General features: G+C 67.1%; 15 protein-coding genes and 2 pseudogenes. 11 read left to right on the forward strand and 6 right to left on the reverse strand.

The annotated features are described in order from the left end of the window. Positions 1–197 precede the first annotated feature (197 nt). The 3 genes from ABQY64_RS15540 (at position 198) to ABQY64_RS15550 (ending at position 5,999) form a co-directional block, all read left to right on the forward strand. Positions 198–623 (forward strand): VOC family protein, encoded by a 426-nt coding sequence (locus ABQY64_RS15540; protein WP_349779911.1) that lies wholly within the window; start codon positions 198–200, stop codon positions 621–623. A gap of 274 nt (positions 624–897) precedes the next feature. Continuing rightward, positions 898–3,285 carry a TonB-dependent siderophore receptor gene (locus tag ABQY64_RS15545; protein ID WP_039519478.1) on the forward strand — a complete coding sequence of 796 codons (2,388 nt, stop codon included), beginning with the start codon at positions 898–900 and terminating at the stop codon, positions 3,283–3,285. Between the two features lie 314 nt (positions 3,286–3,599). Beyond that, entirely contained in the window at positions 3,600–5,999 is a 2,400-nt protein-coding gene (locus tag ABQY64_RS15550; protein ID WP_349779912.1) for a TonB-dependent receptor, read from the forward strand. 197 nt (positions 6,000–6,196) lie between these two features. Here ABQY64_RS15550 and ABQY64_RS15555 read toward each other — a convergent pair whose 3' ends face one another. Then, the gene (locus tag ABQY64_RS15555; RefSeq protein ID WP_349779913.1) at positions 6,197–7,390 is read right to left on the reverse strand and encodes a cytochrome P450; all 1,194 of its coding nucleotides are present in this window, start codon (positions 7,388–7,390) and stop codon (positions 6,197–6,199) included. A gap of 445 nt (positions 7,391–7,835) precedes the next feature. Here ABQY64_RS15555 and ybaL point away from each other — a divergent pair, with 445 nt between their 5' ends. From ybaL to ABQY64_RS15595, 8 genes are all read left to right on the forward strand, one after another. Next, positions 7,836–9,533 carry a YbaL family putative K(+) efflux transporter gene (gene ybaL, locus ABQY64_RS15560; protein ID WP_046343878.1) on the forward strand — a complete coding sequence of 566 codons (1,698 nt, stop codon included), beginning with the start codon at positions 7,836–7,838 and terminating at the stop codon, positions 9,531–9,533. A 215-nt stretch (positions 9,534–9,748) separates the two neighbouring features. Continuing rightward, entirely contained in the window at positions 9,749–10,510 is a 762-nt protein-coding gene (locus tag ABQY64_RS15565; protein ID WP_349779914.1) for an aldolase/citrate lyase family protein, read from the forward strand. Then, entirely contained in the window at positions 10,511–12,643 is a 2,133-nt protein-coding gene (locus tag ABQY64_RS15570) for a TonB-dependent siderophore receptor (RefSeq protein WP_349779915.1), read from the forward strand. It begins immediately after the preceding gene. Between the two features lie 233 nt (positions 12,644–12,876). Beyond that, on the forward strand, positions 12,877–14,103 hold the full coding sequence (locus ABQY64_RS15575) for a siderophore biosynthesis protein PvsA (RefSeq protein WP_349779916.1): 1,227 nt from the start codon (positions 12,877–12,879) through the stop codon (positions 14,101–14,103). Next, complete coding sequence (locus ABQY64_RS15580; RefSeq protein ID WP_349779917.1) at positions 14,100–15,902, forward strand: IucA/IucC family protein; 1,803 nt, start codon at positions 14,100–14,102, stop codon at positions 15,900–15,902. Before ABQY64_RS15575 ends, ABQY64_RS15580 begins: the two co-directional genes overlap by 4 nt. Further along, on the forward strand, positions 15,899–17,107 hold the full coding sequence (locus tag ABQY64_RS15585; RefSeq protein WP_054591046.1) for an MFS transporter: 1,209 nt from the start codon (positions 15,899–15,901) through the stop codon (positions 17,105–17,107). Before ABQY64_RS15580 ends, ABQY64_RS15585 begins: the two co-directional genes overlap by 4 nt. Beyond that, positions 17,085–18,854 (forward strand): IucA/IucC family protein, encoded by a 1,770-nt coding sequence (locus ABQY64_RS15590; protein WP_349779918.1) that lies wholly within the window; start codon positions 17,085–17,087, stop codon positions 18,852–18,854. The genes ABQY64_RS15585 and ABQY64_RS15590 overlap by 23 nt, the downstream gene beginning before the upstream one ends. Continuing rightward, on the forward strand, positions 18,851–20,137 hold the full coding sequence (locus ABQY64_RS15595; RefSeq protein ID WP_349779919.1) for a type III PLP-dependent enzyme: 1,287 nt from the start codon (positions 18,851–18,853) through the stop codon (positions 20,135–20,137). The genes ABQY64_RS15590 and ABQY64_RS15595 overlap by 4 nt, the downstream gene beginning before the upstream one ends. On the opposite strand, the gene ABQY64_RS15600 is transcribed toward ABQY64_RS15595, so the two are convergent. From ABQY64_RS15600 to btuB, 5 genes and pseudogenes are all read right to left on the reverse strand, one after another. Next, positions 20,044–20,952, reverse strand: coding sequence for a GyrI-like domain-containing protein (locus ABQY64_RS15600; protein WP_349779920.1), 909 nt, complete (start codon positions 20,950–20,952; stop codon positions 20,044–20,046). The genes ABQY64_RS15595 and ABQY64_RS15600 overlap by 94 nt on opposite strands. Before the next feature lie 76 nt (positions 20,953–21,028). After that, positions 21,029–21,230 (reverse strand): annotated as a pseudogene (locus ABQY64_RS15605) (histidine phosphatase family protein); the annotation flags it as partial. Then, positions 21,227–22,273: a nicotinate-nucleotide--dimethylbenzimidazole phosphoribosyltransferase gene (gene cobT, locus ABQY64_RS15610; RefSeq protein ID WP_024940845.1), complete on the reverse strand. Its 1,047-nt coding sequence runs from the start codon at positions 22,271–22,273 to the stop codon at positions 21,227–21,229. The gene cobT and the pseudogene ABQY64_RS15605, both read right to left, overlap by 4 nt. Next, positions 22,270–22,424 (reverse strand): annotated as a pseudogene (locus ABQY64_RS15615) (bifunctional adenosylcobinamide kinase/adenosylcobinamide-phosphate guanylyltransferase); the annotation flags it as partial. The gene cobT and the pseudogene ABQY64_RS15615, both read right to left, overlap by 4 nt. Positions 22,425–22,468: 44 nt before the next feature. Beyond that, positions 22,469–24,346 (reverse strand): TonB-dependent vitamin B12 receptor, encoded by a 1,878-nt coding sequence (gene btuB, locus ABQY64_RS15620; protein WP_349779921.1) that lies wholly within the window; start codon positions 24,344–24,346, stop codon positions 22,469–22,471. Between the last annotated feature and the right edge of the window lie 98 nt (positions 24,347–24,444).

Genomic DNA, 24,444 nt, shown 5'->3' on the forward strand with positions numbered 1-24,444 from the left:
GTTACTGACCCACGCGGCACGATCGCATCCTGACGCCTGACCACACGCCCCGGCCTGCCCGGGGCGTGTGCGTTTTTATCCGTTGTGCGTGCGGCGTTTTGATGCAGCCATCCAGGCGCGGGCATCGATGCGCCGTGAAGAACTGCCGACGGCCGCGGTGGTATCAACACCGCTTCCACCCTGCCGGAGCACCCACCATGGACGCAGCGCAGCTCTCACGTGGCCGCCTGATCGATCATCTGCATCTGGTCGTCCACGACCTGGCGGCGAGCCGACGTTTCTACCAGGCGGTGCTCGATGTGCTGGGCATTCCGATCGGTGGCGAAGGCGAGGGATTCTTCTGGGCCGACGAGCTGTTCGTATCCGATCGCGACACGATGGCGCAAGGCGAACTCACCGGCCGCCACCATCTGGCCTTCCAGGCGCACGACGTGGCCATGGTGCATGCATTCCATCAGACCGCCCTCGCCCACGGCGGTCGCGACAACGGCGCGCCGGGCGTGCGCCCGTATCACCCCAGGTACTACGCTGCGTTCGTGCTCGACCCGGATGGCAACAACATCGAAGCGGTGTTCCATGGTCCTGCGCAACGCAGTGCCGATGCGGTGCAGATCACGTTCTGATGCAGAAGTTTCATATCTCGTATCGATGTCCATGATGGTGCAGGCAAGCGGCTGATACCGCAGGTCTGGTGCAAACGGCGCATCACTTTGGTGCACGATGACAACGATGGCAGTAGCACGTCATGCATGACAGTTACTTGCGCAACGTAACCAAAATTTGACATGCGGTTACACGTGGTTAATGGTTGGGAACGCACCGCAGCTGCCGCAACGGACGCGGCCCGGGAGGGGGCCCCCTGCGATGCATCCGTTCCCCACTCGGAGTTGTCACCGCATGAATTGCAAGACCAGTCCACTCGCAGTTGCCGTTGTTCTTGCACTGTCGTTTTCCGCTTCAAACGCGTCCGCGCAGTCACAGGCTCCCACCCAGAAAACGCTCGATACCTTGATCGTGACCGGCACGCGCGTGGCCGATCGCACCGTGGCCGAATCGGCATCGCCGATCGACATCATCTCGCCACAGGCACTGGAATCGACCGGCACCACCGAGCTGGCTACCGCGCTGTCACGCGCGATCCCCTCGTTGAATTTCCCCCGCCCGGCCATCTCCGACGGCTCGGACGCAGTGCGCCCGGCGCAGTTGCGCGGCCTGTCGCCCGATCAGGTGCTGGTGCTGGTCAACGGCAAGCGCTATCACAGCACCGCGTTGATCAATCTCAACGACACCCAGGGTCGTGGTTCGTCGCCGGCCGATCTCAACACCATTCCGATCGCCGCAGTGGAGCGCATCGAAGTGCTGCGTGACGGCGCATCGGCGCAATACGGTTCGGATGCGATTGCCGGTGTGATCAACATCGTGCTCAAGGGCAGCGGCGAAGGCGGCAGCGTCAATGGCCGCTATGGCAAGTACAGCGCCGGCGACGGCGAGCAGTATCAGCTGTCCGGCGATGCCGGTTTCAGCTTTGCCGGAACCGGCAAGGTGCATCTGGCCGCACAGGCCGGGCATTCGGACCAAACCAACCGTGCGCTGCCATTCCAGGGCCGCGTGGAGCAGCGTTACGGCGATCCGGACATCGACCAGGGCGCCATCTCCTTCAACGGCGAATACAGCCCCACCGATTACCTGACCTTCTACTCGTTCGGCATGGTCAGCCGCCGCGAGGTACTGTCCAACGGATATTTCCGCTTTGCCGGCGACAACCGCAACCGCCCGGAAATCTATCCGGACGGCTTCCTGCCGCAGATCTACAACGTCAGCAAGGACGTGTCGTGGGTGGGCGGCTTGAAGACCTCGACCGAAGGCGGCTTGAACATCGACCTGAGCTACAACTACGGCCAGAACAATCTCACCTTCGATGTGCGCAACAGCTTGAACAACAGCCTGGGCCTGGCCAGCCCGACTGACTTCCATGCCGGCACGCTGGAAGTGACCCAGAACGTGCTCAATGCCGACTTCACCAAGACGCTCGACTGGGGCCTGGCGTATCCGGTCACGCTGGCCTTCGGTGCGGAATGGCGCGGTGAGAAGTTCAACCAGTCGCCCGGCGATGCGGCATCCTCGGCCAATGGCGGCATTCCCTCTGCGGCAGGCACACTGATTCCGGGCGCACAGGTGTTCCCCGGCTTCAAACTCTCCGACGCCGGCTACTACAACCGCAACAGCCATTCGGCGTACGTCGACCTGGAAGCGGATCTGACCGAAAAGCTTTCGGCCGGTCTGGCCGGGCGCTACGAGAAGTACAGCGACTTCGGCGACACCGCCACCGGCAAGCTGTCGTTGCGCTACGCGTTCACCGACAAGGTGGCCGTCCGCGCCACCGCCTCCACCGGGTTCCGTGCGCCGTCGTTGCAGCAGCAGAACTTCCAGTCGATCGCCACCCAGTTCCTCAACGTGGCCCAGCCCAACGGCACGGTCACTGCAGTCCCGTTCGAGATCGGCACCTTCCGTACCGACAACCCGGCCGCGATCGCACTCGGTGCCGAGCCGTTGAAGGCCGAGGAATCCAAAAACTACGGACTTGGCGTGGTGCTGCAGCCGATCGAAAACCTTTACATCACGGTCGATGCGTACCGCATCGATATCGATGACCGCATCGTGCTGTCGGAAAACCTCACCTCCAATGCGGCGCGCAATTATCTGCAGGCCAATGGCTTCCCGGGCATCGGTGGCGGGCGCTACTTCACCAACGCAGTGGACACCAAGACCCAGGGCGTGGATGCGGTCGGCACCTATCGCTGGAACCTGGACGGCGGCAGCGCGGAGCTGACCTCCGGCTACAACTACAACAAGACCGAAGTGGAACGGGTCGCCGACAACCCGGCAGCGCTGGAAGCGATCGATCCGGGCGCGGTGCGCATCGGCCGCGCCGAACTCGGTCGCATCACCGAAGGCACGCCGCGCGACAAGTTCTTCCTGGGCGGCACCTGGTCGCCGGGCAACTGGTCGTTCACCGGCACCGCCACGCGCTGGGGCGAGTTCAGCACCTTCGGCACCAACGCCGGCAGCGACCAGACCTATGCGGCCAAGTGGACGCTGGACCTGGCCGCGTCCTACAAGTTGAACGACTGGAACTTCACCATCGGCGGCGACAACGTGCTCAACGAGTATCCCGACCGCCAGGAAGCCGGCCTGGGCACGCGCACCTACCTGCCCTACAGCAGCGCCTCGCCGTTCGGTTTCAACGGTGCGCTGGTGTACGCCAACGTGAGCTACAAGTGGTAAATCGCCGCGTGCCGGTCGGCAGCGACCGGCACGTCGATCGCCTCGTCCCACCTCGCTGAGACGAGGCAGCACGCCCGCAGCATCGCTCGCCCTTTCCGATTGTCGCGAAAGGGCGAGTTCCCCCCCTTCTTTCGCAAGGATGCGCCACGCAGCAGACGCTGCGTCGCAGTCTGCTGTCTTGCTGTGCACGTCGCCTTGCCAGCGCACACGCGCTGCGCGCAGGCAACACGGATCACGCAGTCCGCCGTCGTCTTCCCCCGGCAACACGCACAACGCATCGCTGCGTCCACCATCCCCTTTGAGTCTCCATTCCCATGCACACCTCCAACGCACTCTCGCTTGCGATCTCGGTCGCACTCACCGTCTGTACGTTCGCTGCCAGTGCGCAATCGCAGCCTGCCCAGCCGCAGAAAACCCTGGACACCCTGATCGTCACCGGTACGCGCGTCAGCGACCGCACGGTGGCCGAATCCGAATCGCCGATCGACATCATCACCGAGCAGTCGCTGCAGGCCACCGGCGCGACCGACATCGCCACCGCGCTGGGCAAGCTGCTGCCGTCGCTGAACTTCCCGCGCCCGGCGATCTCCGACGGCAACGATGCAGCGCGCCCGGCCACGCTGCGCGGCCTGTCGCCGGATGCGGTGCTGGTGCTGGTGGACGGCAAGCGCTATCACACCTCCTCGCTGATCAACTACAACCCGTACGTCGGCCGCGGCTCGGCGCCGGCCGACCTGAACTCGCTGCCGATGTCGGCCATCGCGCGCATCGAAGTGCTGCGTGACGGCGCTTCGGCCCAGTACGGCTCCGATGCGATCGCCGGCGTGGTCAATATCGTGCTCAAGCATGGCGCCGATGCCGGCAGCAACAGCGTGTCGGTCAATGGCGGCATCATGGACAAGGGCGATGGCGAGCAGAACGGCATCGACGGCTCGGTCGGCCTGCCGTTCGGCGGCAGCGGCGGCGACACCGCGCCGGGCTGGGTGCGGTTATCGTGGAACTACCAGAACACCATGAGCACCAACCGCGGCGAGAACACCAACCGCGCCACCACCGTGCCGGGCACGCCCAATCCGGGCGGTGTGCCCTACCAGCGCCACGGCGACCCGGCCTCCACGTTCTATCAGGGGCTGGCCGCATTCGGCTACACGTTCTCGCCCAACCTGGAACTGTACGGCCATCTCAGCATGAGCCGTCGCGAGGTCACCTCCAACGGCTATTACCGCGCCGCCGACAACACCGCGCGCAACGTGCAGGCGATCTACCAGAACGGCTTCCTGCCGCAGATCTACAACCCCACCAACGACCGCTCGGCGGTGCTGGGTTTGAAGGGCAGCACCGAGAGCGAATGGAACTGGGACGTGTCGGCCACCTACGGCAAGAACGACATGACCTTCAACATCCTCAACAGCATCAACACCAACCTGTACTACACCACCGGCAGCTCGCCGACCAACTTCAATTCCGGTGGCTTCGAAACCGAACAGGGCACGATCAACCTGGACGTCAACAAGTCCTTCGACTGGGGCCTGGCGTATCCGGTCAACGTGGCCTTCGGTGCCGAGCATCGCCAGGACCGCTACCAGATCACCGCCGGCTCGCCGGAGTCGTACTTCTTCGATCCCAATACCATCAATCCCGACGACGGCGCGCCGTATCCGGGCGGCGCACAGGTGTTCTCCGGCCTGGAGCCGACGGTGGCCGGCAAGTTCGGACGCCACAGCAATGCGGTCTACGCCAACCTGGAAGCGGACATTACCGACAAGCTGTCCGGCGGCATCGCCGCGCGCTACGAAAACTACAGCGACGCTGGCTCCACGCGTTCGGGCAAGCTGTCGGCGCGCTACGCCTTCAGCGACACCTTCTCGCTGCGCGGCACCATCTCCAACGGCTTCCGCGCACCGTCGCTGGCCCAGCAGAACTACGCCTCGGTGGTGACGCTGATCCAGAACGGCGAGCTGGTACAGGTCGGTACCTACCGCACCTCCGACCCGGTCGCGGTGGCGCTGGGCGCCGGCCCGCTGAGCCCGGAGAAATCCACCAACTACGGCCTGGGCGCCGTGTGGCAGCCGACCGCCAGCTTCACTTCCAGCCTGGACATCTACCAGATCCGCATCTGGGACCAGATCCTGTATTCGGACCAGCTGCAGCTGGCGCAGCCGATCGGCCAGGTGGCCGCGGTGCAGTTCTTCGTCAACGGCGCCACCAGCCGCACCCGTGGCGTGGACTGGATCAACAGCTATCTCGCCGACCTGGGCAGCTACGGCAAGCTCAATCTCAGTGCCAGCGCCAACTACAACAAGACCACGATCCTGGAACTGTCCAACCCCAACTTCGGGCGCGCCAGCCAGGGCCTGCTCACCGACGCCACCCCGCGCACCAAGTACATGGCGGCGGCGGACTGGACGCTGGGCGGCTTTGCGCTGAACTTCAACGCCACCCGCTACGGATCGATCAAGCGCATCAGCGACCCGGCCGATGGTAGCCAGGACCAGACCTACGACGCGCGCTGGTTGTTGAACCTGGCCGCCAGCCAGACCTGGAACGCGTTCACCTTCACCGTGGGCGCGGACAACCTCACCAATCAGTATCCGACCAAGGCGCAGCTGACCACCGCCTACGACGACCGCGCCGGCGGCCTGCAGTATTCGTCGCTGTCGCCGTTCGGCTTCAACGGCCGCTACTGGTACGGGCGGGTCACCTACCGGTTCTGACCGGTGGGTTTCGAGCGGATCTGACGATCCGTACATGCGTCCACGCAAACACCGCCGAGTGATCGGCGGTGTTTGTCGTTGTGGGCTTCGATTCGCCAGCAGCGGCCGTGCGTCATCTGCCGCGGTGATTGCCAGCGCTATGACTGCCGCAACACTGCGTGCCGGCCTGGCGCCTCACTGCGCCGCCTGGCCGTAGCTCACCAGGAGGCGAGCAGCGCGTCCACACCACGCAGGTTGGCGCGATCGTTCCAGCTCAGCGTGTCCAGCTGCTCCAGCCGAAGCGCCGGCAGACGCGCCAGCAGGCAGGCCAGCGCGGCTTCCATTTCGATCAGCGCCAGCCGGTTGCCCAGGCAGTGGTGAATGCCGCCACCGAACGACAGCGCGCGCCCCTGCTGGCGGCGGATATCCAGCAGCTGCGGGGCGGTGAACTGCAGCGTGTCGTGATTGGCCGCGCCCAGCATCAGATACAGCATGGCGCCCTGGGGAACCGCCACGCCCTCGATCTCAAAATCCTGCAACGCCGTGCGCGTGGCGATCTGCACCGAGCTGTCGTAGCGCATGCATTCGAGCACTGCATTGGGCAGCAGGCTCGGGGTTTCCTGCAGCAGGCGCAATTGCTGTGGATGCCGATGCAGCGCGACCAGCGCATTGCAGATCATGTTGGAGGTGGTCTCGTGGCCGGCAAAGAACAGCAGGATCACGTTGGAGACGATCTCCTCGTCGCTCAGGCGGCGGCCGTTGTCCTCGGCCTGGATGAAACGCGCGATCAGATCGTCGCCGCCAGCGCTGCGCCGTTGCGCGATCACGCCGTGGAAATATGTTGCCAGCTGGTCGTACGCAACGCTGGTGGCCTGCAGTTCCTCCGCCGTCATCATCGGATCGAAGACTTTTGCCAGTGCGCTGGTCGCGTGACTCAACGCGGTGACATCGGCCGCATCGATATCCAGCATCCGGCAGATGATGGCGATCGGCAGCGGGAACGCGAACTCGGTCAGCAGATCGCAGTGGCCGTTTGCCTGAAAGGCATCGATCAACCCGGCGGCGGTATCGCTGGCCACTTCACGCATGGATTCCATCTGCCGCGCACCAAAGGCCTGTGTCATCAGTCCGCGCAGCTGGGTGTGCAGCGGCGGGTTGAGCAGCAGGAACATGCGGCTCATGCCCTGAAACAGCGGCAGGTGCACCGCCGCCTCGCCGTAACGCAGACGAATGCTTTGCAGATAGTCGCGGCCGACCCGGCGATCGCTGAGCAGGCGATCGACCACGGCGTAACGGCCGGACATCAGCCGCCCGTCTGCCACCTGCACCAATGCGCCTTCCTCGCGCAGGCGCGCATAGGTCGGATAGGGATCGTGCCGGAACTGAGATGTTGCCAAATCGCTGAGATGCATGGCCTGGCTCGTGTGGCGTCACCCGCAACGGGGCGATGCGTGCATGGGCCTGCCGAAGGACGCAGGCGCTCCACTGGGAGCCCGGATTGTCGGCCGGCGCCGCGCTGCGACCTTGCGCAAGCGCGAAGCGGTGTCGTCAATGTTGAATCGGCGTGCCGGACTTGCGCCCTGCGTCGCAACTCGCACGCACACGTGCGGGCCACAGCGGTTTACGCGCGGCGCCTGACGCATGGATCGGCCTGCGTGCATGCGCTGCGTGTCGCATCGCGTTAATCAAGCGCTGTGTACTATGGGCGTCCGGCCAACCGGACTAGCAACGCGGTCCCGGTTCCCCCGCGCCGGACCCCAGCCATGACCACGCAATGCCCGCAGGCGACGCCCGGCGCAGTGCCGTTGGCTGGTCGCGCCCGCGACGCTCTCTCGGACACTCTCACAACGGATTGGAATGCATCACGACACCAGCCTCATCGACATCATCGCCGTCGGCCTCGCGGTCGCTTTCGTGCTGGGCACGCTCGCACAGAAAGTGAAACTCTCGCCGCTGGTCGGCTATCTGCTGGCCGGCGTCTGCGTCGGGCCGTTCACGCCCGGCTTTGTGGCCGACCAGACCATGGCCAACCAGCTGTCCGAGCTGGGCGTGATGCTGCTGATGTTCGGCGTGGGCCTGCACTTCTCGCTCGACGATCTGATGGAAGTGAAATGGATCGCGATTCCGGGCGCGTTGGCGCAGATCGTGGTCGCCACGCTGCTTGGCTGGGCGCTGGCCTGGAGCATGGGCTGGCCGTTGATGCATGGGCTGGTGTTCGGTCTGGCACTGTCGGTGGCCAGCACCGTGGTGCTGCTGCGCGCACTGGAAGAACGCCGTCTGCTGGAAACCCAGCGCGGGCGCATCGCGGTGGGCTGGCTGATCGTCGAAGACCTGGTGATGGTGATCGCGCTGGTGATGTTGCCGGCGCTGGCCGAGGTGCTGGGCACCGCCGCGCCGGCCGCGGCACATGCCGGCGAATCCACCTCGCTACTGGCCGCGCTGGGCCTGACGCTGTTCAAGATGGTGGCGTTCGTGGCGGTGATGCTGGTGGTCGGGCGGCGGGTGATTCCGTGGTCGCTGGAAAAGGTCGCCGCCACTGGCTCGCGTGAGCTGTTCACCCTGGCCGTGCTCGGCATCGCGCTGGGCGTGGCGTTCCTGTCGGCCACGCTGTTCGGCGTGTCGTTCGCGCTGGGCGCGTTCTTCGCCGGCATGTTGTTGAAGGAATCCGAGCTCAGCCACAAGGCCGCCAGCGATTCGCTGCCGTTGCGCGATGCATTCGCGGTGCTGTTCTTCGTCTCGGTGGGCATGCTGTTCGATCCGATGATCCTGGTCGAGCATCCGTGGCAGGTGCTGGCCACGTTCCTGACCGTGACCCTGGGCAAGTCGCTGGCCGCATTCGTGATCGTGCGTGCGTTCGGCCACCCCACCGGCACCGCGCTGACCATTTCCACCAGCCTGGCGCAGATCGGCGAGTTCTCCTTCATCCTGGCCGGGCTGGGCGTGCAGCTGGCGATCCTGCCGGAAACCGGGCGCGACCTGATCCTGGCCGGCGCGCTGCTGTCGATCATCGCCAACCCGTTCCTGTTCTCGTGGCTGGATCGCTGGCAGGCCAGGCAGGCGCAGGACGCCCCGGCCGCGGTGGAGCCGGAACTGCCGCCCGGCCCGCCGCTGCCGCTGGATGGTCATGCCATCGTGATCGGCTATGGCCGCGTCGGCAGCGCGCTGGCGCAGTTGCTGCGTAGCCGCGGCGTGCCGGTGCTGGTGATCGACGACAACAGCGATCATGTGGCCAAGGCGCATGCGGCCGGCATTCCTGGCATCCGCGGCAGTGCGGCGGCCGACCGCGTGCTGGCCGAAGCCCGCCCGGAGCATGCCAAGATCGCGATCCTGGCGATCCCACAGCCGCTGGAAGCCGGCGAGGCGCTGGCCAAGCTGCGCGCGATCAACCCGTCGCTGACGCTGCTTGCGCGCGCGCACAGCGACACCGAGGTCAAGCACCTGCTCGAACACGGCGCCGACGGTGCGGTGCTTGCCGAACGCGAGCTGGCCTATTCGCTGGCCGAGATGGTGATGTCCACCCCGCCGTATCGGGCATTGCGCGTACCGGCGTCGTAACCGCAAGGCTGGGTGACGCACCGCTGCGAGAACGAAGAACCCGCCGGCGGCGCCTGCGGGTTTTTTGTTGCCCGCAGGTGGTTCAGTGCGGAACGGCTTGCAGCCGTGCCTTGATCGAACTGCGACCAGGGCACCGAAAACTGCCCACCAAATCCACTTGATAATCATTCCCATCCGGAGCAGGATGGGCGCCCGTTTCCTTGGCGGCCTCATCCATGACGTTTGCGGTTGGCGTCCTCAACGCAGTGCCAAGCGTGCAGTTGTGCGAGCTGCTGGGTCGCATCGGCTACGGCTTTGTGGTGCTCGATCTGGAACATGTGCTGCGCGCGCCGGACGAACTGGAACACGCCATCCGCGCCTGCGAGCTGTCCGGCTGCGAGGCCTGGGTGCGCGTACCGGAGGTGGACGAAAAACTGATCGGCCGCGTGCTGGATGCCGGCGCACGTGGGATCGTGATTCCACGCGCCGAATCGGCCGCGCAACTGGCCGATGCCATCGCCGCCGCACGGTTCCCGCCACTGGGCCGGCGCGGCATCACCGGCGGGCGCGTCACCGCCTTCGGCAATGTCGACCTGCCCACCTATATCGCGCAGGCCAATCACGATATCCGCATCGTGCCGATGATCGAAAGTGCCGCCGGCATTGCGGCAGTGCCCGAGCTGCTGGCGCTGCCCGGCGTGGCACTGGTGATGGAAGGCGCGCTGGATCTTGCGCTGGATCTGGGCCTGGGCCCGCAACCGACCCATCCACAGGTGTGGGAGCTGCTGCTGCAACTGCATGCGCATTGCGTTGCGGCCAACGTGCCGTTCTGCCCCAATCCGCGCACCGACGCGCAACGCGCGCACTGGCTGCAACAGCCGGACCTGCGCTGGCTGCTGGCCGGCGAAGACCGCGCGCTGATTCAACGCGCACTGCGCAGCCACCTGGCCGGCTTCGCCGCACCCACACCACCACCCGCCTGCAGGAGCACGCCGTAGATGTCGACGTTCCGTTTCCACGCCCTGACCATCGCCATCGCTGCAGCCACCTGGGCCCTGCCGCCGTTGGCGTTCGCCACCGAGTCGCCGGATGCGGCGGCCACCGATGCGCAGACGCCGATCCGTGCGCTGGACACGATCCAGGTGCAAGGCAGCCTGCTCGGGCGTTCCAAACCCGACGATGTGCAGCGCTATGCCGGTAGCCGCCAGGTGATCGACCGCGAACAACTGCGCAATGGCGGCAACCGCTCGCTGGACGATGCCCTGCAGCGCGTGCCGGGCATCAAGATCTTCGACGAGACCGGCACCGGTGCGTTGCCGCAGCTGATGCTGCGCGGCCTGTACGAGAGCCGCAGCGGCCGCGTGCAGGTGCTGGAAGACGGCATTCCGCTGGCACTGGCGCCGTACGGGCAGACCAGCCTGTCGCTGTTTCCGGTGGGGCTGAACCAGATCGACCGCATCGATATCGTGCGCGGTGGCGCGGCCGTGCAGTACGGGCCGAACAATGTCGGCGGGGTGATCAATCTGGTCAGCAAGGAGATCCCCAGCGAGTGGAGTACCACGCTGGCGCACAAGGTCACCGCCGGCGGCCAGGGCCAGTTCCTGCAGGACAGCGCGCTCAGCAGCGGCGGCTACCTCACCGACAACCTCGGCCTGCAGGTCGATGCCAATCGCACTTACGGCGAGTACTGGCGCGCGCACAGCGATACCGACATCAGCAATCTGCGCGTGCGTGCGGAGTGGTGGCTGGACGACACCAAGTTGCTCAAAGCCAGCGTGCAACGCTATCTGGTCGACATGGATCTGGCCGGCGCGCTGAGCCCGGACGATTACCGGCGCGACCCGCGCCAGTCCACCCGCCCGCTGGACAGCTTCAATGGGCGTACCACGCGCGCATCGTTGAGCTACGAGCAGTTGTTCGGAGACTGGGGCCCGCTGAAAGATGTTCGGTTGTCCTGGACCAACTTCAGCGCGCGCAGCAGCCGCAACTTCATCGTCGGCATGCGCCAGGCCGCCACCGAAACCTGGCGTTCGGACCTGCCGCCGCAACTGCGCCAGACCGCACCGCGCGACTTCCGCGTGGTCGGCAGCGAGCCGCGTCTGAGCTGGAGCATGGGCGATGCCGGTGGCGTGCGTCAGCAGTGGACCGCCGGCGTGCGTGCGGTGCACGAGGACATCGATTTTTTGGTCGGCAATCTGCGTCTGCGCGATGGCCTGTTCACCAGCGTGCGTGACTGGCAATTCGAAGACCGCGCCCTGGCCGCCTACGTCAGCAATGCGATCACCCTGCCCGACGAACGCCTGACCATTACCCCGGGCCTGCGCTACGAGCGGCTGGATTCGCGCTACTTCAATCGCGCCACCGGCCTGCGCACGCTCAACCAGACCCGCGATGTATTGCCGGGTCTGACGGTCGGGTTCCAGGCCAACGCACACTGGTTCTTCTATGCGGACGGGCAACGCTCGCTGCGTGCGCCGCAGGTCACCCAGATCATCTTCGGCAACAACCTGGATGCCGAACTGGCGTGGAATTACGAAGCCGGCACGCGCTACCAGCCCAACGACCGCACCCGCATCCAGCTCGGTGCGTACCTGATCGATTTCGATCAGCAGATCCAGCTGGACAACACCACGCGCGTGTTCCGCAACCTCGGCAAGACCCGCCATCAAGGCGGCGAGCTGGAACTGCAATGGAGCCCGGAAAACCTGCGCGCGCTCACCCTCAACGCCGGTTATGCGTATCTGGATGCCAGCCAGGAATCGGGTGCATTCCGCGGGCTGCGCGTTCCCTACACCTCGCGCAACCAGATCACCCTGGGCGGCAACTACACGCTCGGTCACACCACTGTCGCACTGTCGAGCTACTACTTCAGCAAGGCCTACAGCGATGCGGCAAACACCGTGCAGGAGAACGCGATCGCCTCGGTCGGCGAGTTGCCGTCGTACTGGGTATGGAACACGCAGGTGAGCCATACGCTGTTCGAACGCGATGGACAAAAATTCAGCGCGTCGCTGGCGATCAACAACCTGTTCGATCGGCAGTACTGGTTCCGCGGTGTGGATACCAGCCCGTGGGGCCGCCAGGCCGCACCGTCGCGCACCGTCACCGCCGGGCTGGAGTACACGTTCTAGGCCTCACACCCGGCACATGCCGTAGCGATCGACGTACAGGGGCGTCGGTCGACTGACGGCAACGGCGCTCGCGCTGGCGGGCGCCGCAGACAACACGGCGTGCATGACGCACGTCTCCCTGCCGCAGCATGCGGCATGCGATCACCGTATCGCAGGCCACCCAACGCCCCTGCGGCGCCAGGCAGCCCGTTTCAGTACCGGTTTTTCCACCGTCCTGTTGAACGAGAGCTGCCATGACTGCCACATCCGCTGCACCGTTGGTGATCCTCACCCATGTCTGCCATCCGGCCATCACCGAAGGGTTTCTTCCGGCCGCGCATGCGCTCGGCCTGCCGGTGTGGCTGCTGACCGACCACCGACTCGATCACCTCAGCCATTTCCGCGAGCATTCGGCGCATGCACCGCAACGGGTGATCGAATGCGATGTGTTCAATCCGCTCGGCGTGCTGGATGTACTGCACGACGCCGATGTATCGCCGCGCGCGGTGTTCAGCAACAGCGATCACCTGCAGACCAGCACCGCGCTGGTCGCAGCGGGTCTCGGCCTGCCTGGCAAGGACTGGCAGGTCTGCTACGCGGCCAAGAACAAGGCGGCGATGCGTCAGCGCCTGCGTGCGCGTGGGTTGCCATCGCCGTGGTTCTGCACGCTGGCCCCGGGCGCCGCATTGCCGGGCGACATTCCGTGGCCGGTGGTGGCCAAACCGCGCGAGGGCGTGGCCAGTCTGGACGTGCGCCACTGTGCAGATGCCGCGCAGTTGCAGGCCTATCTGGACGATGTGTGGCAGCGCCATCCGCAGCGCACCGTGCTGCTGGAAGGCATGCTGGAAGGGGCGCTGTTTACGCTGGAAACGCTGGGCGACGGCCACACGCTGCAGGCGCTGGGCGGCTTCAAGGTGCGCTTGTCACCGCCGCCGCACTTCGTGGAATGCGAGGCGCAGTGGGATGCCCGCGTGGACACGCCGGTGATTGCGCAGGCGCTGCAACAGCTGCGCAGCTTCGGGGTTGGCTTCGGGCTGTGCCATAGCGAATTCATCCTCACCAGCGACGGCCCGGTGCTGGTGGAGATCAACTATCGCAGCATCGGCGACCGCCGCGAGTTCCTGCTCGACGACATGTTCGGCAGGCAATGGTTCACCGCCGCGCTGGCGCCGCATCTGGGCCTGCCGCTGCCGCAGCTGCGCTGCGATCGTGCCCATGCCTTGCTGCGTTACTACGTCGCCGAGCAGGACGGCGAGCTAGTGACCGCCAGCGAAGATCGCCGCCACCATGATGCGCATAGCGATGTGCAGTACCGGCGCATGCGCGCGCCTGGCGAGCGCATCCGCCTGAGCCATTCCAACAAGGATTACCTGGGTGTGCTGAGCGCGGTGGCCAGCGATGCACAGGCGCTACAACAGGCGGTGCTGCATGCCGAAGCTGGGCTGCAGTGGCGGATCGATGGCGCGGAGCTGCGCGCATGAGCAGTGCCGCCGACCAACGCTATATCGCCACCCGCATCATCGATGCCTGCCTGCGCGAGGATCTGCGCGGTATTGCCAGCCGCGGCAGCGCCGCAATACCCGAGGCAGGCGTGCTGGCGGCATGGACCGACCCCAGCCCGGTGGAGGGCTGGTGGCGCATCGCGCATCTGCCCGACGGCACGCTGTGGTTGCCGATCCATCGGCAGGGCTATCTGCAGGACATCAGTGCCTGCGGCGACAACTGGATCGTGCAGGGCGCCGATGGCGCGCATGTCGAACGCGGTGCGCAGGCCTGGCTGCAACGCATGAGCGCGCAGCTGGATAGCGAGACGCAACAGCTGCATCGCGCCTACGCCGAAGAAGCCGAGTGCGCTGCCGCCCACCTGGGCCTGGCGCGCCAGGCCTACGACGCGCAGGCGCCTGCGCTGCTCAATGCCTTGCAGCACCCAGATGCGGCCGAGCGGGCGTATCGCTGCGATCAACTGGCCAGCTATCGCGATCATCCGTTCTATCCCACCGCACGTGCCAAGGCCGGGCTGGATGCCTCGGAACTGCGCGATTACGCACCGGAATTCGCCCCCACCTTCGCGTTGCGCTGGCTGGCGGTTCCGCGTGCGCAGGTCAGCTGCACCAGTGCAGCGCCGGCCGAGTTGTGGCCGGACTTCGCCACGCTGGGCCTGCCGCCCGCGCTGGCAGACACGCATGTCGCCTGGCCGGTGCATCCGCTGGTGTGGGCGCGGCTGGAGCAGGACGGGTTTGCACTGCCGCCAGGCACACTGCGGGCGCCGCAGGCCTGGCTGGAGGTGCGCCCCACCCTGTCGGTCCGCACGCTGGTGCCGCTGCAGCATCCGCAGCTGCATCTCAAGCTGCCGATTCCGATGCGCACGCTGGGCGCGCTCAATCTGCGCCTGATCAAGCCCTCCACGCTGTACGACGGCCACTGGCTGGAGCGCGCACTGCGGCGCATCGATGCGCTGGATCCGGCCCTGCGCGGCCGCTGCGTGTTCGTGGACGAATCGCATGGCGGGCATGTGGGACAGACCCGTCATCTGGCCTATCTGCTGCGGCGTTACCCACCGCTGGACGCCACCACGCTGGTGCCGGTGGCCGCGCTGTGCGCGCGGTTGCCCGATGGCCGGCCGATGGCGATCCATCTGGCCGAGCGCTTTGCACAGGGCGATCTGCTCGGCTGGTGGCGCGAGTACACCGAGCTGATGCTGGCGGTGCATCTACGCCTGTGGCTGCGCTACGGCATCGCGCTGGAAGCCAATCAGCAGAACAGCGTGCTGGTCTACGCCGATGGCCAGGCGACGCGGCTGCTGATGAAGGACAACGACGCCGCGCGCATCGCGATGCCGCAGTTGCGCGCGCAACTGCCGGATCTGGACGCGTCGGGCCCGCTGCACGATACGCGCATCGCGGTGAACCAGCCGCAAGCCCTGGCGCAGATGTTCTGCACCATCGTGCTGCAGCTGGATCTGCAGGCGGTGCTGGAAGGCCTGGCCGAATGGCAGCCGGCGCTGCGCGCGCCGCTGTACACGCAGTTGCAGACGCAGTTCGCCTTGACGCTGGCGCAGCTGGATGTCGATGGCATCGATACCGCTCCCGCGCGTCGCCTGCTGGCCGCACCGCAGCTGCCGGTGAAGTGCCTGCTCAGCGCCGGCAGCCTGCTCAGCAAGCAACTCACTGGTGCGAGCGACATCAACAAGTTCTACGGCGATAGCGCGCCCAATCCCTTCGGCGATGCCTTCGCTGGCGCGCAGCACAGGCCGCGTCGGCAGGCGGGTGCCCAGCGATGAAGCGCATCCTGGGCCCGGTGCTGGCCGCGCATTACCTGGCCGCCTTCACCGCATTGGGCATGCCGTTGTTTCTGCCGCAGGTGCTCGCCGAACTGGCACCGTCTGCGGCGGTTGGCTGGAGCGGCGTGCTGTACGTGTTGCCGACGCTGTGCACCGCGTTGACGGCCGGCACCTGGGGGCGCCTGGCCGACCGCTATGGACGCAAGCGCTCGCTGCTGCGTGCGCAGCTGGGGCTGGCGCTGGGCTTTGCGATCGCCGGCTTCGCGCCGTCGCTGAGCTGGCTGGTGATCGGCCTGATCGTGCAAGGCACCTGCGGCGGCTCGCTGGCGGCGGCCAATGCATACCTGGCCAGCCAGCCGCAGGCCGGCCCGCTGGCGCGCGCGCTCGACTGGACGCAGTACTCGGCGCGCCTGGCGATGGTCAGCGCGCCCGCGTTGCTGGGCCTGGCCGTGGCGCTTGGCCCGGCGCAGTCGCTGTATCGCGCGCTTGCGCTGCTGCCGCTGCTGGCGTTCGCGCTGACCTGGCGTCTGCCCGCCGACCGACCGGCGCCGCGGCCGACCGCGTCCCCTGCGCAGTCCAAGCCCTCCGGGCATGCGGCTACGTCGGCGCCATCGGCGTCAGCACCGACCACCACACCGGCCAGCGCACTGTGGCCTGCGTTGCTGATTGCGCAGTTTTTGTTCTGCTTCGCGATGGTGGTGACCTTCCCCTACTTCATCCCGTATGCGCTGGCGCGCGGCGCCGGCCACGACGCGCTGGCCGGCCTGCTCTACAGCCTGCCGCACCTGGTCTATCTGGTGGTGCTGCCGTGGTGGCGGCGCGGCGATGGCGAGGCCTGGCTGGTGCCCGGCCTGGCGCTATTCGCGCTGGCCTGCCTGTGGCAGGCGCTGCTGCACGACGCCGCCGCATTGGCAGCGGCACGGCTGCTGTTCGGGTTCGGCATGTTGTTCGGCCTGCGTGGGCTCAACCGCAGCCTGGCGCTGGTCGCCAGCGGGCATGGCGCCGGGCGTTTGTTCGGCCGCTTCGATGCCTGCGGCAAATGGGCCGGCGTGTTCGCCGGTGCCGCTGCCGGCGCGCTGGCCCAGGCGGCCGGCCCTGCCACCCCTTTCCTGGCTGCCGCGCTGGCTGCGGCGGCCGCTGCGCTCACCGTTCTGGTGCGCTTCCCTTCGAGGAGATCCGCCGATGTCGCCGCACACGATGCATGACCCCTGGTACGACAGCATGGCCGACGCGCAGGCCTGCAGTTGCTGGTTGAACTGCTACCTGCGCGAGTTCGCGATTCCGCAGCGCGCAGTGGACTTCGATTACCGCGGGCTGGATCGCCCCGGCCCGCGCGTGGCCGAGCAGCGCTGGCTGCGGATCGATCTAGGCGACACCGGCGCGCTGTGCGTGCGCATTGCCTATGCCGATCGCCTGGGCCGCTGCCGCTTTGCCTCCACGCCGTTTCTCAAGAGCGCCGGCCAACCGTGGCAGAGCCTGGACGCGCATGCCTTGGCGCGCTGCCTGCTGCAGGCGCTGGGCAGCACGCAGGCGGTCAACCCGGAACTGCTCGCGCAAAGCGCCAACAGCGTGGCGATCACTGCCGCACTGCTGCGCCAGGCACAGGGCAGCGCCGCGACCGGCGAGGCGATGATCGACGCCGAACAATCGATGCTGTGGGGGCATGCCTTGCATCCCACGCCCAAGAGCCGCGAAGGCGTCGATCTGGCGCAGGTGCTTGCCTGCGCGCCGGAAGCGCGCGCCGCGTTCCAGCTGTTCTGGTTCCGCATCGACCCACGGCTGCTGCGCATGCAGGGCCGCGATGTGCGTGCCAGCCTGCGGCAGCTGTCCGGCAGCGACGCGCTGTATCCCTGTCATCCGTGGGAAGCGCAGCGCCTGCTCGACGACCCGCTGCTGCGCACCCTGCAGGCGCGCGGGCTGATCGAGCCTGTCGGCACGCTGGGCGATGCACTGCGCCCCACCTCGTCGGTGCGCACGCTGTATCACCCGGAACTGGATTATTTCCTCAAGTGCTCGGTGCATGTGCGGTTGACCAACTGCGTGCGCAAGAACGCCTGGTACGAGCTGGAAAGTGCGGTCGCGCTTACCGAGCTGCTGGCACCGAGCTGGCGTGCGCTGGCAGTGCAGGTGCCGGGCTTCGATGTGATGCTGGAGCCTGCGGCCACCTCGCTGGAGGTCGCCCAGGTCGATCCCGCCTTGCACGACGCCGACCCGCTGGCGGCGCGTGGCCTGTCGGAGAGCTTCGGCATCCTGTACCGGCAGACCCTGCCCGCCGCGCAACGCGCGCGTTGGCAACCGCAGGTGGCCGCCGCGTTGTTCACCTGCGATGCGCAGGGCAACAGCGTGTGTGCGTCCAGGCTGCAGGCACTGGGCGGCGCGCAGATGGATCGCCACACCGCCACGCTGCTGTGGTTCCGCGCCTATGCCGGCTTGCTGCTGGACGGGGTGTGGAGTGCCTTGTTCCAGCACGGCATTGCGCTGGAACCGCACCTGCAGAACACCGTGATCGGGTTTGCCGATGGCTGGCCGACGCGGGTATGGATCCGCGACCTGGAAGGCACCAAGCTGCTCGCACATCACTGGCCCGCCACGCGCTTGCAGGGCGTGGGCGAACGCGCGCGGCAATCGCTGTACTACACGCCGCAACAGGGCTGGAATCGCGTGGCGTATTGCGCGCTGGTCAACAATCTGGCCGAGGCGATCTTCCATCTGACCGAAGGCGATACCGTGCTGGAGGCGCGCCTGTGGCAATGCGTGGGCGAGCTCGCCGCACGCTGGCAACAGCGCCATGGTCCGCAAGCCGCGCTACAGGGCCTGCTCGACGGCGCGCCGCTGCCCGGCAAGAACAACCTGGGCACGCGGCTGTGGCAACGCGCCGATCGCCAATCCGACTACACCGCGCTGCCCAATCCGATTCCACGCATCGCTGCGGCACGGCGGGTGGCGGCATGAGCCTGCGCATCGATATGGACGCAGTGATGCAGGCATTGCCGGGCATCCGCGACCAAAGCGATGGCCCGCTGTGCGCCTACGTCTACGACCTGGCCGCACTGGATGCGCATGCGGCCTGGATGCGCGCGCAACTGCCGGCCGACTGCGAGCTGTTCTACGCGGCAAAAGCCAATGCGGAGCCGCCGATCCTGCACACGCTCGCCCCGCACGTGGATGGCTTCGAGGCGGCCTCCGGCGGCGAACTGGCCTGGCTGCATCGGCAACAACCCCGGGCCGCGTTGTTGTTCGGTGGCCCTGGCAAGCTCGATGGCGAACTGGCCCAGGCCGCCGCACTGCCCGACTGCACCGTGCATGTGGAAAGCCTGGGCGAACTGGAACGCCTGGCCGCGATCGCGGCGCAGGCCGGCCGCTGCGTGCCGGTGTTCCTGCGCATGAACATCGCCGTGCCCGGCGCGCAGAGCACGCGCCTGATGATGGGCGGGCAGCCCTCACCGTTCGGCCTGGACCCGGACGATCTGGACGCGGCGATCCAGCGGCTGCGGGCCAGCCCTTCGCTGCGGCTGGAAGGCTTCCATTTCCATCTGATGTCGCATCAGCGGGATGCCGGCGCGCAGCTGCATCTGATCGCCGCCTACCTGCGCACCGTGCAGCAGTGGCGGCAGACCTACGCGCTTGGACCGCTGCGGGTCAACGCGGGCGGCGGCTTCGGCGTGGACTATCTGGCCCCGGAGTCCTCGTTCGACTGGGCCGGCTTCTGCGCCGGCTTGCCTGCCTTGCTACGCGAACACGGCCAGGCGCTGTGCCTGCGGCTGGAACCGGGGCGCTATGTCAGCGCCAGCTGCGGCTGGTATCTGATGGACGTGCTGGACCTCAAACGCAGCCACGGCGCGTGGTTTGCGATCGCCCGCGGCGGCACCCATCACTTCCGCACCCCGGCCGCGCAAGGCCACGATCACCCGTTCCGCGTATTGCGTGGCAGGCACGCGCCGGTGCTGCGCGACACCCCGATCACCCTGGTCGGGCAGCTGTGCACACCCAAGGACGTGCTGGCGCGCAACCAACCTATCGCAGCGCTGGCGCCCGGCGACTGCCTGGCCTTCCCGCTGGCCGGCGCGTATGCGTGGAATATCTCGCACCAGCAGTTCCTGATGCATCCGCCGCCGCAGATGGTGTTCCTGCCAGTGGCAGCTCAGGCGGCATCGGCGTCCGTCGCGGGCCGGACCGGCACGCGAATGTCGGCACGCAGCTCTGCCTCTGCCACCGCTTCGGGGTCGTCCAGGTAGAGATAGTGCAGCGGCGCATCGCGCAGCACGTAGCCGCTGTCGGGTAGCCATTGCGAGAGCACGCGATCGAGCGCGTCTTCGATACCTGCATAAGAGCCCACATGGCGCAGTACCGCGTGCGCGCCGCCATCGAGCTGGCGCAGTTGCAGCGGCGCCGGCGGCGACAGTGCGGCGTCGAATACCATGCCGCATTCGAACAGATGCCGATGTGCCGGCACATCGCGGTGGTCGCTGAGCGGCAGGCCGATCAAGGCCTGCAAGTGTTCGATTGCACCGGCGCGCTCGGCCCAGGCCGCGATGCGGCCGAAGCCACGGTCCAGATCGTCGAAGGCGCCGCGCTGCCGCAGCACCACCACGTCCAGCGGATCGAGCATTTGCACCAGCACCTGTAAGGGTGCGCCGGATATCTGCGGCGGCAGCGAAGGCATGGCCAGTTGCTGCAGTTTCTGTGCGCGCACCGCGGGCGCGTTGCGCAAGCTGCTTGGGCTGGCCTGCAACAGGCTGCGGAACGCGCGTGCCAGCGCCTGCGGGGTCTGATAACCCACCGCCAGCGCCACCTCGGTCACCGTGCTCGCCGGCTCGCCCAGCAGATGCAGCGCATAACTCAGCCGCAGCCGCGCGATGGTCTGTCCCAGGGTTTCGCCGGCCAACGCGCGATAGACCCGATGGAAATGATGCGGCGACTGCTGCGCCACCGCCGCCAATGCGGCCAGGTCCGGCAGCGGTTCGCCGGCGCGGATGCTGGCCTGCAGATGTGCGACGACGCGCTCGACGCTGCGCTGGCGATTGAAGACGACCGAAGCGGCTGCTGACATGGGGCGACTCCTGTTGGACAGCCCCAGCATCGCGCAGATCGGCTAGGCCTGCGGTCCCGATCTTGCGCAGTGTCGCTGGCGCGTCCGGCTGCATACAACCCGGTGGCGAACCAGGCGCAGGTGTTACAGCGTCGAGGCCACCACCGCGTCCCATGCGCCATCGGGGGTGGCCGCGCGCAGTTGCTGCCAGCCAGTTAAGCGAGCGGGTCGTCGAGCTGACCGCGGTCGCTGTGCTGGCCGGTGTCGCCGTGCCCCAGCAGGCTGATCTGCACACTCATGCGTCGGACACGCCGGCTTCGGCAAAGGTGGCCATGCCGTTGTGCAAGGCGCAGGCGTGACGCAGCAGCGGAATCGCCACCGCTGCGCCGCTGGCCTCGCCCAGGCGCAGGTCCAGTTGCAGCAACGGCTCGGCATCCAGCGCGCGCAGCAAGGCGGCGTGGCCGCGCTCCTGCGAGCGATGCCCGAACAACAGCCATTCGCGCACGCCGCCATTGAGATGGGTGGCGACCAGCGCTGCAGCAGTGCTGATGAAGCCATCCACCAGCACCGGAATCCCCGCCTGCGCAGCGGCGATGTAGGCACCGACCAGGGCGGCGATCTCGAAACCGCCCAGCCGGCGCAACCGCTCCAACGGAGTCGCAGCATCGGCATGCAGGGCCAGCGCACGGGTGATCACGGTGGCCTTGTGGGCGATGCCCTCGGCATCCAGCCCGGTGCCAGCGCCGGCCATCGCCTGCGGAAACTGCGACAGCAGCGCGCAGCCCAACGCCGCGGCCGAGGTGGTGTTGCCGATGCCCATTTCGCCGCCGACAAACAGCTGCGTGTCGCAACTCTTTGCCTGGGCGACGCTTTCGGCGCCCGCGGCAAGCGCGTCGCGCAACTGGGTGGAACTCATCGCCGGCTGCTCGCAGATGTTGGCACTGGCCGGCGCGATCCAGGCACGCCGCACCCGCGGCAACTCGCCCGGATCGTTGACCACGCCCAGATTGACCACTTCCAGGCGCGCACCGAGCTCGCGCGCCAGCACCGCAATGGCGGCGCCACCGCGGGCGAAATTGCGCACCATCTCGCCGGTGACCGCTTGCGGAAACGCAGACACGCCCTCGGCGGCGACGCCGTGGTCGGCGGCATACACCGCGATCCAGACCCGCTGCACGGTGGGGTGCTCATTGCGCTGCCAGGCCGCCAGCTGCACCGCCAGCTGTTCCAGCCGGCCCAGCGCGCCGTGCGGCTTGGTCAGTTGCTCCTGCCGCGCCAGCGCAGCCGCGCGCACACGCGCGTCCGGCACCGCACAGGCACCATGGATCCAATCGCTTGTCACACCGCCTCTCCCGTCAGAACCATCGGCAAACCTGCCACCACCAGCACCACACGCTCGCACTGTAGCGCCAATGTCTGGTGCAGCCGGCCGGCCTGTCGACAAATCGACGCGTGAGTTCGCCCAGCGGCACGACGCCCTGCCCCGCTTCGTTGCGCGCTCACCTCACAGTGCGCATGCCCGGCGCAACAGCCGCGCTTACTGCGCGGCCTGATAACGCAACGTCAGCAGATAATTGCGCCCCGGCTGCGCATACCAGCGTGCGGTCTCGTACTGGCGATCGAACACGTTGTTGGCGGTGAGCGATACCTTCCAGTCCACGGTCACGGCATAGCTCACGCGCAGATCCAGCAACCCGTAACCGGCCAGGCGCTCGGTGTTGGCCAGATCGTCGAAGCGCTTGCCGGACCCGAACAGGCTCGCGCCGACGCCGAATGCACCGAAGCTGCGGTCCGCATCGATGCGCCCGCTCTGCCGCGCGCGCCGCGGCAACCAGTTGCCGTTGTTGACCTCGCCATCGGCCTGCGGCTGTAGCCAGGTCAAGGCGCTGCGCACGGTCCAGCCGGCCAGCTCGGTGTCGTAGCCGGCTTCCACGCCGCGGATGCGCGCCTGATCGATATTGTTCGGCTGCCCGAACGGATGCGCCGCGTCCACCAACGACGCGTCGTAGGCGATCAGGTCGTTGATGCGGGTCTGGAACGCGCTCAGCGTCCAGGTGCCCCAGCCGTAGCTGCCACGCAGGCCGAGCTCGGCGCTCTTGGAGGTTTCCGGCCCCAGCAACGGATTGCCGAAATCGGGGTAATACAACTCGTTGAAGGTCGGTGCCTTGAACGCGGTGCCGTAGCTGGCGGTCAGGCGCAGATGCTCGGCAACATCCCAGCCCCACAGCAGGCTGCCGGTGGTCTTGCCGCCGAACTGGCTGTTGTCGTTGCGACGCAGGCTGGCCTGCACGGACTGCGCACCGAAGCTCTGTTGCCACTGTGCGAATGCGGCGCGGTCGATGCGGCTGTCGGCATCGTAATTGTCGCTGCTGGCGATGGCGTCGCGCTGCCAGTCGAAGCCGACCGTGAACAGGCCCGCGCCGGCAGCGATATCGGCCTGCAACGCGCCCTGCTTGCGGCGGGTGTCGTAGGTCGACAGATACGCACCGTCGTAATACGCATCACTGAAGTCGGAACTGCTGCCGACGCTGGCGGTGAGCTTGACCGCATCGGTAGGCGCGTAACGCACACGACCACCGACCGCCTGCTGCACGCCTTTGGACAGGTTGCCGCCGAAGGCCGAGCCGTCGTATTCGTTACGGCTTTGCGCGCGCAAGGCATGCACGTCGGCGTCCCACTGGCGATTGAAGCGCCAGCCGCCCTGCATGCTCAGCGAATCGTTGCGGTAGCCATCGCGATCCGGGTCGTAGTCGCTGGAGCTGGTGTCCAGATACGCGTTGATGCCATCGGTTTCGTCATGCACCGCGTTGGCCGAATACCAGCCGCCGCTTTCGCTCAGATCGCCTTCGCTGCGCCCGGCCAGGCCCGCGCTGTAGCGGCGCGCATTGTCGCTGCCGGCCGCTGCGCTGAAGGTGGGCACGAAGCGGCCTTGCGGGCGCCGGGTAAAGATCTGGATCACCCCGCCCAGCGCCTCGGAACCGTACAGGCTGGAGAACGGGCCACGCACGATCTCGATGCGCTCGATCTGCTCGATCGGCAGGTCCTGCCACGCCGCCCCGCCCGAGGTGGCCGAGCCGATGCGCACGCCATCGATCAGCACCACCACCTGGTCGGACTCGGTGCCGCGCAGGAACAGCGAGGTCGGCTTGCCCGGGCCGCCGTTGTTGGCCAGCGCCACCCCGGCTTCGCCACGCAGCAGGTCCTGCAGCGAATTCACCTGGCGACGCTCGATCTGCGCGCGGTCGATCACGGTGACCGGCGCCAGCGTCTGGTCCTGGGTCTGCGCAGTACGCGAGGCAGTGACCACGACCTGGTCGAGATCAATGGCGGCCTCGGCATGGGCCAGGGTGGCCACGCACAGCGACAGCCCCACGGCCAGCACCGCACGACGCGGCAAAACGGAAGAAACGGACATCGATTGCTGCTCCTGGAACCGCGCCTACCCGCGCGGGGGCAATGGGGCGGCAGACAGCAACGGGCCAGGCGTCCAACGCGCAGCGCCAGACGATCAAG

The organism is Xanthomonas sp. WHRI 7065, from assembly GCF_040203115.2.
Taxonomy (GTDB): domain Bacteria; phylum Pseudomonadota; class Gammaproteobacteria; order Xanthomonadales; family Xanthomonadaceae; genus Xanthomonas; species Xanthomonas arboricola.